The sequence below is a fragment of the Salinigranum marinum genome, from assembly GCF_024228675.1.
Classification (GTDB): Archaea; Halobacteriota; Halobacteria; order Halobacteriales; family Haloferacaceae; genus Salinigranum; species Salinigranum marinum.
Genome location: NZ_CP100463.1, coordinates 99,790 through 113,309, shown reverse-complemented (window position 1 = coordinate 113,309; position 13,520 = coordinate 99,790). Strand labels below are relative to the sequence as shown.

Below are 13,520 nucleotides of genomic sequence, written 5' to 3'. Positions count from 1 at the left end.
GTGACCGTGTCGACCGCAGAGCCCACGGAGTGGCGGGACATGCCGCTCCACCCCGACCTCGAGGACGACCTCAGCTACGAGCTGCTCGAACTCGAGGTGATCCAGTCGACCTGTGGGTCGCGGGAGTGTTGCATCGTCATGCCCGACGAGAAGGACATGCTCCGGGACGCGACGTTCATGGTCGTCGAACCGAGCCTCGTGACGGACCCGATCGAGATGATCTGAGCCGGCATGGACGGGCAGACCGGACCCGACCTGGGTGCCTGTCTGCGGCCCGACTCCCCTCGGACCGATCACGTGCAAGCCGACTCCTAGCGGGGGTCATCCTGCGGACTGACTCCCTTCCGGAGGGATGAACCGTCGCACGAACGGCACCGTGATGCCGAACCGCTCCTCGACGAACTCGATCAGCACCTCGTCCTCCGGCTGGAAGCCGCCCGCGACCCCGCTGATCGCGACCACGAGCACGCCGAGGACGACGAGCAGGAGCGGGAAGGTGACGAGACCGAGCGAGAACCAGCCGGTAGCGGCCACCATCACCGGGACGAGCGTGACCGGGAGCACGACGCACGTGCGAACCACCGAGGCCGAGAAGGGCGAGATACCGAAGCCGACGTGCAGGATCACGAGCACCGTCGCGTTGAGCGCGATGATGGACGCCGCGGAGGCGACCGCCGCACCGAGCTGTCCGTACGTCGGGATCAACGCGAGGTTGAGGACGATGTTGAGCCCGAAGGCGACGGCGTTGCCGGCGAGGACGGACTTCGTCGACCCGAACGCCGAGAGCGTCTCCTTGTTGCGGCCGGCCAGCGAGTTGGTGAGAAAGCCGAACGCCAGGATGGTGAGCGCGAGGCCGCCCGCGGCGTACCCCTGGCCGAAGAACAGCGACAGGACATCCTCGGGGAAGAAGGCGAACACGAGGAACGCGGGGAAGGTGACGATGAACACCCACTTGGTGAGCGTCGTGTAGATCTCGTCGACCTCGTCGCGGCGGTCGCCGGCGTCGAGCCGGGAGACGATCGGGAGGTAGAGGAAACCGAACGCGATGAGGACGAAGTTCATCCCGTTGGCGACGGTGTACGCCGCGGTGTAGATGCCCACCTCGGCCGAGGGCCTGAAGTAGCCGAGCATCAGCGTGTCGGTCTTGGTGAGCAGGAGTCCGAGGACCGTCGAGATGACGAGCGGGGCGGAGAAGACGACCATCTCCCGGGCGTGGAGTTCGACCTGTCCGACGAGCGGGAGGAGGCGGTTGAGGAGCACGTGCGCCGCGACGAACGTGACGATGGACGCGCCGAGATAGGCGATCCCGGCGGCGACGACGCCGTAGCCGGCGGCGAGGAGCACAGCCAGGAGACCGATCCGGAGGCCCGGGTAGAGGAGATCCGCGGTGTACGTCTTGTAGATGGTGTTCTCGTGGCCGCGGATCGCGCCGACGCCGACCCGCTGACCCACCTCGAACGGGATGCTCAGGACGAACAGCAACAGCAGGAGCTCCGAGTTGAACCGCTCGAACAACAGCCCGGTCACGCTCTCGATCGTCAGGACCAGCACCACGGCGAGGACCAGACTGAGCGATCCGGGGATCAACAGGCCGGTCGCCCACGCACCGCGTCTGTCCACCGGCGACTCGAACCGCGAGATGAACCGGGGGATGCCCTGATTGAAGCCGACGAGCGCCATCGTGATGCCGAGCGTCATCACCGCGATCGAGATGCTGACCTCCCCGTAGGCGTCGGGCGTGAGCACGCGCGCGATGACGATCTGTTCGACGAGCGTCGAGACCGCCGCCAGCAGTCCTCCGACGAAGACGAGACTGGCGCTCGAGAGGAGATCACGCAGTTCGTCGTCGTTTGCCATCGGTCGTGGATCGGGCTCGACCCCGGCGCGACGCCGGGGTCGCCGTTACGCCCTCTGGCCGTGGCTCGGTATTCGTTATACGTCTCCTACGCCCGGGCGCTCGGCGGCGCGGCGGCCCGGACCCGGGACGCCCCGCGACGCGTCGTCACGGGCCCGCTCGGTCGACGCCGGAGCAGCGTTCGCCGGCGTTCGCCTGTAGGTGGTGCATACTAAAGCGGACGCCTGCGGGGTATGTACGCACTGATGACGGGACTTGCCGGTGGGAGCGTCGACGCCGCCTCGCTTGCGAACATGCTCGACTCGATGCGCCACGAGGAGTCGTACGAGGAGGCCCGCTTCGGGCGGGGCGACGCCGGCCTCGGCGTGTTACACCACGGCTCCGTCGACCCCGGGGGCGTGACGATCTGGGACGGCGACGGTCGGGCCGGCGTCGTCGACGGCGCGATCACGAACCGCGAGGCGCTGTCGCTCGGGACCGACGAACTGTTCGAGGCGGTCTTGGACCGCCCCGACACGGTGTTGCCGCGGATCGAAGGGCCGTTCGTCCTCTGTGCGGTCGACTGGCACGACGAACGGTTCGTCCTCGCCCAGGACAAGATCGGGACGCGCCCCTGTTACTACACGACCGACGGGGAGTTCCTCTTCGCCTCCGAACTGAAGGCGCTGGTGCCCCGGCGGTCGTCTGCGGAACTGAACCTGCAGGCGGCGAGCGACCTGCTTCTCATGGGGTACATGTGGGGAGACAAGACGCTCGTCGAGGGGATCCGGTCGCTCCGCCCCGCGACGTACCTCGAGTGTGTCGACGGCGACTACACGACGACGCGGTACTGGAAGCCGTCGTACGAGGAGGCCGACCCGGGTGATCCGTACCTGTACGAGCTGCTCAAGCGGACCGAACGCTCGATCGACCGGGTCGCGGGGACGCTCTCGGGGAGCGCGGGGCTGTGGCTCTCGGGCGGGATCGACAGCCGAGTGACGGCCTGCGCGTTGCGCCGATCGCTCGACCGACGGGACGACGCCGGAACGCACGCGACCGACGGGTCGGGGGTCGCCGCCGGCGTGCAACACACCGCCCGGGACGCGGCAGGGGCGACGGGCGCGGCCGACCTGGTCGCGTACACGTACGACGCCAACCCGCCGGGGCCGAACCCCGACCTCGCCCGCCGGGTTGCGGATTCGCTCGACGTCCCCTATACCGAAGTCGAACTGTCCGCCGAGCGGTTCGCCCCGCACCTGGAGACGGTCATCGAGCGGACCGACGGGATGGTGCAGTGGAACACGCTGAAGAACCTCTCGGCCGTCTTCAACATCGACGATCCGACGGGCGTCGTCATGGAGGGGCTCGAGGGGACGCTGTTCGGCCACCACGTCGAGCGCCACCACCTGACCGACTACTCGTCGGCCGTCGAGTCGATGTACCGGAGCGAGGCGACGCTCGACGAGTCGACCGTCCGCGACCTGCTCACGCCGTCGGTCGACCCGCTCGACAGTTTCCGCGAGGAGGTGCGCTGGTGCGACGAGCAGTCGCTCCGGGGACGGGTGCTCGACGCACACTTCCAGAACTACTACCTCCGGTGTGCGCACGCGAGCAACCAGCTCCCGCGGAGCCGGGTGGGGACCCGCGTCGTCTACGCCGACGGCCCGCTCATCGAGGCCGCCGCCAGCCTCCCGACGCGCTACCGGATGGGGGCGCTGCCACTGACGCGTAACCGCATCCCACACGGCGTGACCTACCCCAAACTCCGGCTGATCCGCGGGCTGGACGCGAACCTGGCCCGGATCCCCTACGAACGAACCGGCGTGCCGCCGTCGTACCCCTTCCCGATCCACGTCGCGGGATTCGTCGGAACGACGGGGCTGGCCCGGCTCCGCGACCGGACGACGTACGGCGGTCGGGGGCTCGTCGACGAGTGGTACCGGACGAACGAGTCGCTTCGCGAGACCGTCGACGGACTGCTCGATGCGGCCTGTGACCGGGCGCTGTTCGACGACGGCGTCGTCCGCGACGCCCAGGCGGCGCATCTCGCCGGCGACGCGAACAACATGAAGATCATCGCCCCGCTGACGACGCTCGAACACTGGCTCCAGGCCACCCTCGACTGACCGGGACGGGCGGGGCGACACTCCGCGACCCCTCCCGAGGTCGGGCGGATGCCGTCGGGCGGTCGTCGCCTGTCGGGGTCGCCGCGACCTAGTTCGTCCATAACAATACCGTCGGGACGGATAGAGCCAGCCGATGTACTCGCTGTCGCAGCTCCGACGTGGGCTCCGTCGCGGACTCTCGAACCCGACCCTCCTGGCGCGAGAGGTGAACCGAGCGTACCACCGCCGGCTGTACACGCGGCGGTACAACACCGCCGGCGTCGACGTCGTCGCGGAGGACTGGGACACGCTCGTCGTGCTCGACGCCTGCCGCTACGACCTGTTCGCCGAGCGCCACGACCTCCCCGGCGAACTCTCCACGCGGGTGTCGCGGGCGGCGCACACCTCCGAGTTCCTGCTCGGGAACTTCCACGAGCGCGAACTGCTCGATACGGTGTACGTCACCGCCAGCCCGATCCTCCAGCGCGGCTACGACAGCAAGTACCGGCCGACGTTTCACGCGGTCGTCAACGTCTGGGAGGAGGCGGGGTGGGACGACGAGTCTGGGACCGTCCTCCCCGAGACGATGGTCGAGTACGCGCTCGAGGCGGCCCGGGAGTACCCACGAAAGCGGCTCGTCGTCCACTTCATGCAGCCGCACTACCCCTTTATTGGCTCGGAGCTGATGACCGAGGAGATGAGCGTCCCCGACCCCGAACAGTTCACGACCGACATCTGGACGGAACTGATGACTGGGCGGATCCGAGTGCCGACCGACGAGGTGTGGCGGGCGTACCGGGACAACCTCGACCGGGCCCTGCCCCACGTCGAGCGCCTCCTCGCGGAGCTGTCGGGCAAGACCGTCGTCACGTCGGATCACGGCAACATGATCGGCGAGCGCGCCCGCCCGATCCCGATCCGGGAGTGGGGACACCCCCCCGGCGTCTACACGCCCGAACTGACGCGGGTGCCGTGGCTCGAACACACGGCCGGGCCGCGGCGGACGATCGTGGCCGAAGCGAGCGAGGAGACCGAAGACGCCGTCACCGACGACGTCGTGAGCGACCGGCTCCGACACCTCGGCTACGCCTGAGAGAGACTGTTTGGAGTCGTCGCCGCGATCTCGTCGGAGCGGGGTGGCGAGACATCAGTAACCGGTCGCGACAGTCCCTCTGAGAGTATCTGGACACGGAGTGGCTCGTATCCGTCAACATCTGTTCATCCCGTCAGGTGACGTATATCAGTGCGATCACAATGGAAGTAAACTGGCGAGCGGTCGGCGCTGGCTTCGTCACGACGGTCGTGATCGGCCTACTCAGCGGCGTAACGATCCCCTTCGTGGGCGTCACACTCCCGGTCATCGGCTACGGGCTGGCCGGGCTCGCCGGCGGCTTCGTCGCCGGCTACATGGCGACGAGCGTGACCGAAAGCGGCATGATCCACGGCGGGCTCGCGACCGTCATCGGGGGCGTCGTCGTGCTGATGATCCTCTCGCTCCTGGCAGTGTTCGCGAGCCCGGTCGCGGGCGTCAGCGTCTTCGTGGCAGGCATGATCGTCCTCCTGCTGCAGGCGGTCCCCGGGGCCGTCGGCGGCGCGATCGGCAGCTACGTGAACAGACGTCATGAACCCGACGACGTCGAGGTGGGCAAGCCCGCGGCCTGATCGCGGACGCGACGGCCGACCGTCCCCGTTCGGGACGACACGAACGACGAACACGAACGACGAGCGACTTTTGCTACCGCGACGAACAGTGTCCGAAGACGGGCCACGCCTCGCTCGGAGGTGAACCGAAGTGGAAGTGACCGGAGTCGCCCGGCCGGTCGCGACGACGGTCGACGTGCTCACTCGACGAGGTAGCCGAGGTCGCGGAGCTGCTGGCGCATCGCGCCGGAGAACTCGCCGTCGACCCGCTCGTCGGTCAGCGGCCTCCCGGTCGTCTCCAGCCACTCGGAGAGACCGCCGTCGAGGTGCGAGATGACGTCGGGATAGGCGTCGCTGACGTCGCGCGTCTCGTCGGGGAGACGGAACAGTTCGGTCCGGTCGTCGCTACGGAGATATTTGAACGTGGGCGTCCGCACCGCGTGCAGCGTCCCGTCGTGGTAGCGGGTCGTGTCGAAGGCGGGATCGAACTGGGCGATCTGTTCGAGGTTCTGACGCGCGCGCTCGCCGCCCCGCTGGACGATAGCCCGGTCGCGGCTCTCCGTCCGGAGGTCGAGCCCCTGCATCCCCTCGGTCGGTGCGCCGGCGGCTTCGAGGAGCGTCCGCATCACGTCCGCGTGCTGGACGGCGTCGCCGTCGTAGTCGGCGAGTTCGTCGAAGCCGTGGACGACGAGCGGGACGTCGACGACCGCGTCGTGGACGACGATCTGGTGGGCGAGCAGCCCGCCCTCACCGAACAGTTCGCCGTGGTCCGAGGTGACGACGAGCACCGTGTCGCGGCCGTCGAGCGACCGGACGGTGTCGAACAGTTCGCCGATCAGGTCGTCGACGTGGGCGATCTCGGCGTCGTACAGCGCCGACAGCGTCGCCCACTCGGTCGACGAGAACGGACAGCCGTCGGCGATGTGTTCGAACAGGTTGTCGTGGTGGTCGGCCGCCAAGTCGTACGCCGCCGACCGCGGCAGCGTCTCGTCGGTGGCGAGCCGATCGTAGTACGGCGCCGGGGGGAGATACGGTCGGTGTGGCCCCCCGTAGTGGAGGTAGACGAAGTACGGCTCCCGGCTGGCCCCCGCCGAGCGGAGCCAGCGCGTGAGCCGGTCGGTCATCATGAAGTCGGTGCCGTGACGCCGGGGCTCCAGCGACAGCCCGCCGCCGTGCGCACGGAGGTTCCGCAGGTACCGAAAGAGCGTCCGGAGCCCCATCGTCTCCCGGAGCGTCGACGTGGCGACCCACGCGAACTCGTCGAAACCGCGGTCGAGCCCCGTCGCGCTGCTCAGGTGGGAGTTAGGCGAGAGACAGCGCGTGTGGTAGCCCACCTCCCGGAGGCGCTCGGCCACCGTCGGGAGTTTGTCCGGGATCGCCTCCCCGGTGATGCCCGCGCCGTGGTGTGTGGGGTACGTCCCCGTGAGGATCGACGCCGAGGAGGGGAGCGTCCACACGCCGTGGGCGACACAGCCGGGGACGGCCCGGCCGCGGTCGGCGTCCGCGATGCGGGCGAGGTTCGGCGTCGTGTCGGTGTCGGCACCGCCGAACGTGGTGTGGTCCGTCCGGGTGCTCTCGATCGTGAGCCAGATCACGTTCGGCCGCTGAGAGCGCGTCATGGGGCGGGTCACGCCTCCCCGACGACGTGGTACATCACGAAGTCGCCGTTCGACTCGACCTTGTTCACGCCGACCTGGGCGTCGAGGGAGTCGAAGCCCTCGTCCGTGTAGCGCAAGCCGCGGTACGCCTGGAGCTCCCGCCCCCTGTCGAAGTCGGTTATCGTGAGATAGCCGGTCCCGTTGAGCGAGTCACGGAGGTCCGTCAGGCCGCCGTCGGGGACCACGGTTTCGTACCGCGTGCTGGCCGCCACGCCTTCGACCCCGTCGCTGTAGCGCCACGGCGCGCTCCGCACGCCGGCCATCGGCAGGTCGGGATCGGACGTCTCGAAGGCGGTCTCGTAGCCGGTCATGTGCGACTCCGTGATGTGTGGCGTCGCCTTGTAGATGAACGGCGACGGGAGCACCGCCACCAGCGAGACGACGAGCATCACCGCCAACATCAGCGTCAACACGCCGCGTGCGCGGGGCGAGGCGAGTCCGCGGGGCGCGAACAGTCTGCGGATCCCGAACACCAGCCCGATCGCGCCCAGGATCGTCCCGACGAGCATCAGGAAGCCGAGCAGCCGGAAATGCATCTCGGCGACGTTGCCGGCGAAGTACGCGGCGATGAACGGGAAGAGCCCCAGCGTGCCGACCGCAAAGTACTGGACGACACCGGAGAGGTCCGACTGTCGCCGTTCGAGACGGCCGGAGAACGCCGCGACGGTGATCACGGCCGTGAGCGCCGCGAAGACGGCGCTCACGAGGAACAGCTTCGCGAAGAGCTCTGGGAGGCTGCCACCGATCGCCTGGAGGGAGCTCCCCTGTGAGGCGATCCGCCCGCCAGCCACCGGCGGCGCCGCTCCGAAGTAGCCACCCAGCTGGCGGGCGACGGCCTCGCCCGTGTTCTGGAACGCGGGTCGCCGTACCGCCCACACGACGAACGCCCAGCCCAAGAACAACGTCTGTGCGTACATCGTCCGGTGGCCGGCGACCGTCTCGGCCACCGTACCGGTGGCCCAGCCCCGCGAGTAGACGGCCTGGACGAAGACGACCCCGACGAGCAGCACGAGGACGTTCAGCGCGTGCATCGGATGGTAGAGAACGACCCCGACGCTCGCGAGCGCCAGGAGCACCCCGGTGTGTGAGACCGGGCCGATCGACGACCGGGCGTCGGGGGTTCGCAGATACAGGAGGATTAAAAACAGCGACAGCGTCGAGAACAACACCGCCTGCGTGAAGGGGTGGGCGTGGACGTGAGTGCTGACGTTGTTCACGGGGAGCAGCATGAACATCGCGAACGACGCCACCACGACCATGTCGTTGTCGGAGACGATCGCACGGACACAGAGGGGGACGAAGACGAACGAGACGGCCACGAAGCAGACGAGCGACAGCAAGATCGCGCGTTCGATCGTGTAGCCGGTCACGTAGCTGATGAAGACCGAGAGGCTGTGCAAGCCGGGGTAGAACACTGACATCGGCTCCGACTGGCCGGTCACGAGGTCGCGCACCCAGCCCAGATGCGTCATCGCGTCGTTGGCCCCGTAGTAGTAGTAGCCCCGGATGAGCGGGAGGGCGAACACGGTGAGCGCTGCGGTCCCCCCAAGGGCGAGTCCGAGCCAGCGCAGTCGACTGCGTTCGAAGAGCGAGACGACCAGCGAAACGACGAACGCGACCCCGAGCGCGGCCCAGACCGCGCTCGGGGTCGCCTGATAAACCGACACCTCGTAGCCAACGGCGGGGGTCGTTCGTGCCGACACGAGCGCGGCGGTGAGCGCCAGGAACCCGAGTGTCAACGCGGTGTTCGTCACCCACCCGCCCCGGCGGACGTGTGTGTAAGACATCTACCCCTCCGTTGAGTGACTCCGTGTTTTGTTATAGCTCTGGTACCGTCCGACTAGGTCGGTCCTACGCCGTCGGCGTCCAGTCCGCAGCGTGGCGACGGTGGCGGCTCCCGGTCAGCGTCGCCCCCGACTCACTGCGACGCGAGTTCGACCTGCCGCCCGGCGTCGGACCGGTCGAGCAGTCCCGCGTACAGCCGGGTCAACCGCGCCGCGTTGGCGTGCCACGAGTACTGCGACCGGACGAGTTCGGCGTTCGCCCGGCCCATCGCCGCGGCGGTCTGTGGGTCGTCGACGAGCCGTTCGAGCGCGTCGGCCAGCGCCGCCGCGTCCCGCGGCTCGACGAGGAGGCCGTTCTCGTCGCCGATCGTCTCGGGGACGCTCCCGACGGCGGTGGCGACGACGGCGTTACCGCCGGCCATGCCTTCGAGCAACGCGATCGGGAGCCCCTCGGCGTACGACGGCAGGACGCAGATCGAGCCGCGTTCGAGCAGTGCCCGCTTTTCGGACTCGGTGACGTAGCCGCGGTACTCCACCGAAGGTGTCCGTTCGGCGACGGCCACGACGCGGTCACGGAGCGGCCCGTCGCCGGCGATCGTCGCCCGGAAGTCGAACCCGTCCCGGTCGAGCCGTTCGAGCGCGGTCAACAGCTCCTCGACGCCCTTGCGCTCGATGAGGTTGGAGACGAAGACCACGTGGGGCGGCTCGGCGTCGAACGTCGGCGAGTACCCCGACACGTCGACCGCGTTGGGGAGGACGTCGAGCTTCTCGGCCGGAACGACGCGCCGGAGCATCGTCCGCCAGTACTCCGAGAGGACGACGACCCCGGCGGCGGCGTCGAACACCCGCCGCTGGAGGGCCGAGACGAGCGGCGACTCCGTCGCCAGGAAGGTGTCGAACGACGAGCCGTGGACGTGGATCACGACCGGTCGCTGCCAGACGTACGCGGCGAAGAGGACGTAGAACGACGAGATGAAAAAGGAGTACTGGTGCGAGGAGTGGACGTGGACGACGTCCGGCGGGCGTCGGGCGGCGAAGGCCGCCATCCGGGCGACCGAGCGCAGGGCCGAGCGGAGGAACCACCACCAGCCGGCCCCGTCCGGCGTCGACACGTCGTAGAGCCGCGCGTCGACCACCTCGGGGAGCGCGCGTCGTTGATCGGCGATGTACCGGGCGATGCCGCCGGTGCGGTGACCCGCCGGCCCGACGATGAGGAGGTCTATCGAACGCATACGTCCCTCGTTCCGGGCGGACCGACTTATTCAGCAGGTCCCTACCCGGACGTCGATCCCTCCGACCGCGGTGAGAGCCGGCGTAAGGCATGAATAACAATGATTCGGCTCGACACCTCTGTCATCGGCGCGGGGCACGCCCCCTCGTCACTCATGGTGAGAGAGCACGACGACGCGACGCGAAACGGCGACGCGACGGTAGGCGACGACGCACGGATCGATCCGGGCGCGACACTCGGCTACGCTGCGGACCGACTCGGCCGGCCGACGGTACTCGGCGACCGGGCGGTCGTCCGCGCGGGGAGCGTCGTGTACGGCGCGGTGACCGCCGGCGACGACCTGTCGACCGGGCATTTCGCGCTCGTCCGCGAGGAGACGACGCTGGGCGACGACGTGCTCGTCGGCACGAACACCGTCATCGACGGGGAGACGACGGTCGGGTCGCGGGTGAGTATGCAGACCAACGTCTACGTCCCGACGGGGACGACCGTCGGGAGCGACGTCTTCCTCGGCCCCGGGGTCGTCCTCACGAACGACCCGTTTCCCATCCGAACCGACGCGGGCCTGCAGGGACCGACGATCGAGGACCACGTCTCGATCGGCGCGAACGCGACGGTCCTCCCGGGCGTCACCGTCGGCCGCGGGAGCTTCGTCGCCGCCGGTTCGGTCGTCACCGAGGACGTCCCGCCCGATCGACTGGCCCTGGGCGTCCCGGCCACCGTCCGGGAACTCCCGCCCGAGATCGACGGCCCGAACCGCATCGGCTGAGCAGGTCTGTCACTGGTTACCGGTCGTCTCCATCCCCGGAGTCGGCGACAGCCGGCACTGCCTGACAGCGGGGCTGATGAACGACCGCCCGATCGCGCAGCCGTGAATGGGCGTCGCCCAGGTTTTTCGGGTGCGCACCGCGGTATCCAGTGCGTGTTTAGCAGTGCCGTGTCGAATGTCAGTGTATAACAAAGTGAATAGTCACTGTAGCTGTAGTCGACCTGGTTCGCGCACACACCGGGTCACGAGTCATTCCCCTCGTACCGTCCGTGGCGGTCCGTCCCTGCCCACGGCCGGACCGCCTCGGCTGTTCCTCCTGGATTCTTCTCGTCCCAGCGACGCGTCCCGCTGGTCGGTCACGACGGCGTCGGGGCGTAGCGTAGAAGCTGACGGCTCGCGGAGCGTGTGAGCCGCGGAGTGCCGTGGGGCTGCGAGTACCCCTGAGAACTCGGTGTATCAGCCCCGGGCACGGGCGTGCCAGGTCTGGAGCCGGTGGCACGCCGGGTGGCCTGATCACGGTGGAGCTCATCCATCAGGCCGGTTACTGCTACCGTCGGAGCAGGGATTGTTATTGCGTGGTTACGGCGGCCGACCGGGTCGGGTGGCGTGAGGTCGACCGATCTGAACGAGCCCCCGCGGGGGACGACGCGTCGTCGCGGGGAAAAAACGCCGAGGCGACCGGGGTCAGTCGCCAGTCAGGTGAGGTTCTCCGCCTCGATGGTGTTCCACACCTCCTCACCGTCCGTCGTGATGCTGTAGACGCGGCCCTTCTTGCGCTCCTCGGAGACCAGCAGGTCAACGAGCGACTTCTCGCGGAGTTCACCCAGCGCGCGCGAGACGTGCGAGATCGAAATCGAGGTGTCGGCGGCGATCTGCGACGGCGTCGCGGGACCGGTGGCGAGGCGTCGCAGGACCGCAACCCGGTGGGTGGAACTGATGACGTACCCGATTAGATCCCAGTCCGTCGACATTTGTGGTGGTTCCTTGCCGAAATTTGCGTGCGGCACGCGCTCCTCGGCGCTACTTCACCTTCCTTGACTGCCAGCATTGTAATATGGAGGATACCATTCAGGCGTTATCCTGTTCGTTTCTCTTGCTAATACTTACCACGTTCGAAGGTGAGACCGTGCCGTTCTCGGGATCGTTCGCCGCGTCCGTGTCGGACCGAGGCTGTCGGCCCCCCTCCCCCACGGGCGGGCTGAGCTGGTGAACCCCGAGAGCGGACGTGGGGACGACCGCCTTCAGCCGGTCGCAACCGTGCGGGGTGGCGGCGAGAGAGTCGTCGCGATCGGCACGCGTGGCCCGTGTAAACGCCCGACTGGCGACTGTCACGGGTAGACACTGAATAACAATGTCTCGCCCAGCATAAAAAAGCGTGAATGACTCCTCAAAGTGTCCGTGTCGCACGACCGACGCCCCGGAGCGTCCGTGTGGTGAGACCGCGTCCGGCCGTGTGGGCGGCCCAGGTGCCGGAGTGACCAATGAAGTACACAGCGAGCGAGCAGCCGTGGTGGCTGCTCGACGTCGTCGAAGAGACGCCCGTCGACAGTTTCCTCGTCAGCGCGCTGGCGATCGTCGCGGTCGCCGTCGTGCTGTTCGTCGAGACGACCCTCGTCCGCGTCGTGGTGGGACTCCCGCTGTTGTTGTTCCTCCCCGGATACGCGCTGTTGACGGTGTTGTTCCCCGGTCGTCACCCCTCGTCCGAGGGGTTCGTGGGGACCGACGGCTCCCTCACTGACACCGTACGGTTCGCCCTCTCGTTCGGCATGAGCGTCGCCATGCTCCCGGTGATCGCGCTGGCGCTCTGGGCGGCGTGGAACAGCCTCGATCCGCAGCGAGTGGTGCTCGTCTACGGGGTGGGGACGGTGTTCGGGATGACCGCCGGGACGGTCCGCCGGATGCGTGTCCCAGCGCCCGTTCGCTACGAGCCGCCGATCAGACAGTGGGCGAGCGGGCTCCGGTCGTGGGTGGGCCCGTTCGATCGGACGGCCATCTCCAGCGTCACGCTCGTGGTCGCCGTCGCCCTCACCGTCGTGGTCGCGACGGTGGCGATCGGCGTGCCGGCCGAGTCCGCGTCGTACACGGGCTTTTCGCTCCTGACCCAGCAGGACGACGGGAGCTACGTCGCCAGCGACTACCCGACGCAGGTCGCCCCCGACGAGGAGATCGAGCTGGTCGTCGGCCTCGCGAACCACGAGGCCGAGACCGTCACGTACACCGTCGTGGTGGAGCTCCAGCGGGTCGCGATCGAAGAGGAGTCCGCCCGGGTCTCGTACGCGCCGGAGCTCACGCGCTTCGAGGCGACCGTCGGTCCGGGTGCGACCCAGCGCGTCCCACACCGGGTCCTGCCCACCATCCGCGGTGAGGACCTCCGGCTCGCGTACTACCTCTACGCCGGCGACGTTCCCGCGGACCCGAACGGCGAAAACGCCTACCGGAGCCTCTATCTGTGGATCGACGTCGGCGGGACGGAGACGACCGACGCGCCGACGACCTGA

11 protein-coding genes are annotated in these 13,520 nt (G+C 68.5%); 6 read left to right on the top strand and 5 right to left on the bottom strand.

Features of this window, described 5'->3' with window-relative positions:
• Positions 1-6: 6 nt before the first annotated feature.
• Entirely contained in the window at positions 7-225 is a 219-nt protein-coding gene (locus NKJ07_RS22790; RefSeq protein WP_318571124.1) for a hypothetical protein, read from the top strand.
• A gap of 96 nt (positions 226-321) precedes the next feature.
• Here NKJ07_RS22790 and NKJ07_RS22785 read toward each other — a convergent pair whose 3' ends face one another.
• The gene (locus NKJ07_RS22785) at positions 322-1,857 is read right to left on the bottom strand and encodes a flippase (RefSeq protein ID WP_318571123.1); all 1,536 of its coding nucleotides are present in this window, start codon (positions 1,855-1,857) and stop codon (positions 322-324) included.
• 231 nt (positions 1,858-2,088) lie between these two features.
• On the opposite strand from NKJ07_RS22785, the gene NKJ07_RS22780 reads away from it, so the two are divergent.
• From NKJ07_RS22780 to NKJ07_RS22770, 3 genes are all read left to right on the top strand, one after another.
• Positions 2,089-3,960 (top strand): asparagine synthase-related protein, encoded by a 1,872-nt coding sequence (locus tag NKJ07_RS22780; protein WP_318571122.1) that lies wholly within the window; start codon positions 2,089-2,091, stop codon positions 3,958-3,960.
• A 133-nt stretch (positions 3,961-4,093) separates the two neighbouring features.
• Positions 4,094-5,032 carry a hypothetical protein gene (locus tag NKJ07_RS22775; RefSeq protein WP_318571121.1) on the top strand — a complete coding sequence of 313 codons (939 nt, stop codon included), beginning with the start codon at positions 4,094-4,096 and terminating at the stop codon, positions 5,030-5,032.
• Between the two features lie 161 nt (positions 5,033-5,193).
• Positions 5,194-5,601, top strand: a complete 408-nt coding sequence (locus NKJ07_RS22770; protein WP_318571120.1) for a DUF5518 domain-containing protein — start codon at positions 5,194-5,196, stop codon at positions 5,599-5,601.
• A gap of 179 nt (positions 5,602-5,780) precedes the next feature.
• On the opposite strand, the gene NKJ07_RS22765 is transcribed toward NKJ07_RS22770, so the two are convergent.
• The 3 genes from NKJ07_RS22765 to NKJ07_RS22755 form a co-directional block, all read right to left on the bottom strand.
• On the bottom strand, positions 5,781-7,199 hold the full coding sequence (locus NKJ07_RS22765) for a sulfatase (RefSeq protein ID WP_318571119.1): 1,419 nt from the start codon (positions 7,197-7,199) through the stop codon (positions 5,781-5,783).
• An 8-nt stretch (positions 7,200-7,207) separates the two neighbouring features.
• Positions 7,208-9,025, bottom strand: a complete 1,818-nt coding sequence (locus tag NKJ07_RS22760) for a hypothetical protein (RefSeq protein ID WP_318571118.1) — start codon at positions 9,023-9,025, stop codon at positions 7,208-7,210.
• A 131-nt stretch (positions 9,026-9,156) separates the two neighbouring features.
• Positions 9,157-10,254 carry a glycosyltransferase family 4 protein gene (locus NKJ07_RS22755; protein WP_318571117.1) on the bottom strand — a complete coding sequence of 366 codons (1,098 nt, stop codon included), beginning with the start codon at positions 10,252-10,254 and terminating at the stop codon, positions 9,157-9,159.
• A 153-nt stretch (positions 10,255-10,407) separates the two neighbouring features.
• On the opposite strand from NKJ07_RS22755, the gene NKJ07_RS22750 reads away from it, so the two are divergent.
• A complete protein-coding gene (locus NKJ07_RS22750; RefSeq protein ID WP_318571165.1) occupies positions 10,408-11,022 on the top strand; it encodes an acyltransferase in 615 nt (204 codons plus the stop codon).
• 695 nt (positions 11,023-11,717) lie between these two features.
• Here NKJ07_RS22750 and NKJ07_RS22745 read toward each other — a convergent pair.
• Positions 11,718-11,993, bottom strand: coding sequence for a winged helix-turn-helix domain-containing protein (locus NKJ07_RS22745; protein ID WP_318571116.1), 276 nt, complete (start codon positions 11,991-11,993; stop codon positions 11,718-11,720).
• Positions 11,994-12,503: 510 nt separating this feature from the next.
• On the opposite strand from NKJ07_RS22745, the gene NKJ07_RS22740 reads away from it, so the two are divergent.
• Entirely contained in the window at positions 12,504-13,520 is a 1,017-nt protein-coding gene (locus NKJ07_RS22740) for a DUF1616 domain-containing protein (protein ID WP_318571115.1), read from the top strand.

Bases quoted from the DNA above. Each gene is read 5' to 3' on its own strand.
- NKJ07_RS22765 (WP_318571119.1), bottom strand. From the start codon at position 7,199: ATGACGCGCTCTCAGCGGCCGAACGTGATCTGGCTCACGATCGAGAGC.
- NKJ07_RS22755 (WP_318571117.1), bottom strand. From the start codon at position 10,254: ATGCGTTCGATAGACCTCCTCATCGTCGGGCCGGCGGGTCACCGCACC.
- NKJ07_RS22760 (WP_318571118.1), bottom strand. From the start codon at position 9,025: ATGTCTTACACACACGTCCGCCGGGGCGGGTGGGTGACGAACACCGCG.
- NKJ07_RS22750 (WP_318571165.1), top strand. From the start codon at position 10,408: ATGGTGAGAGAGCACGACGACGCGACGCGAAACGGCGACGCGACGGTA.
- NKJ07_RS22780 (WP_318571122.1), top strand. From the start codon at position 2,089: ATGTACGCACTGATGACGGGACTTGCCGGTGGGAGCGTCGACGCCGCC.
- NKJ07_RS22745 (WP_318571116.1), bottom strand. From the start codon at position 11,993: ATGTCGACGGACTGGGATCTAATCGGGTACGTCATCAGTTCCACCCAC.
- NKJ07_RS22740 (WP_318571115.1), top strand. From the start codon at position 12,504: ATGAAGTACACAGCGAGCGAGCAGCCGTGGTGGCTGCTCGACGTCGTC.
- NKJ07_RS22785 (WP_318571123.1), bottom strand. From the start codon at position 1,857: ATGGCAAACGACGACGAACTGCGTGATCTCCTCTCGAGCGCCAGTCTC.
- NKJ07_RS22775 (WP_318571121.1), top strand. From the start codon at position 4,094: ATGTACTCGCTGTCGCAGCTCCGACGTGGGCTCCGTCGCGGACTCTCG.
- NKJ07_RS22770 (WP_318571120.1), top strand. From the start codon at position 5,194: ATGGAAGTAAACTGGCGAGCGGTCGGCGCTGGCTTCGTCACGACGGTC.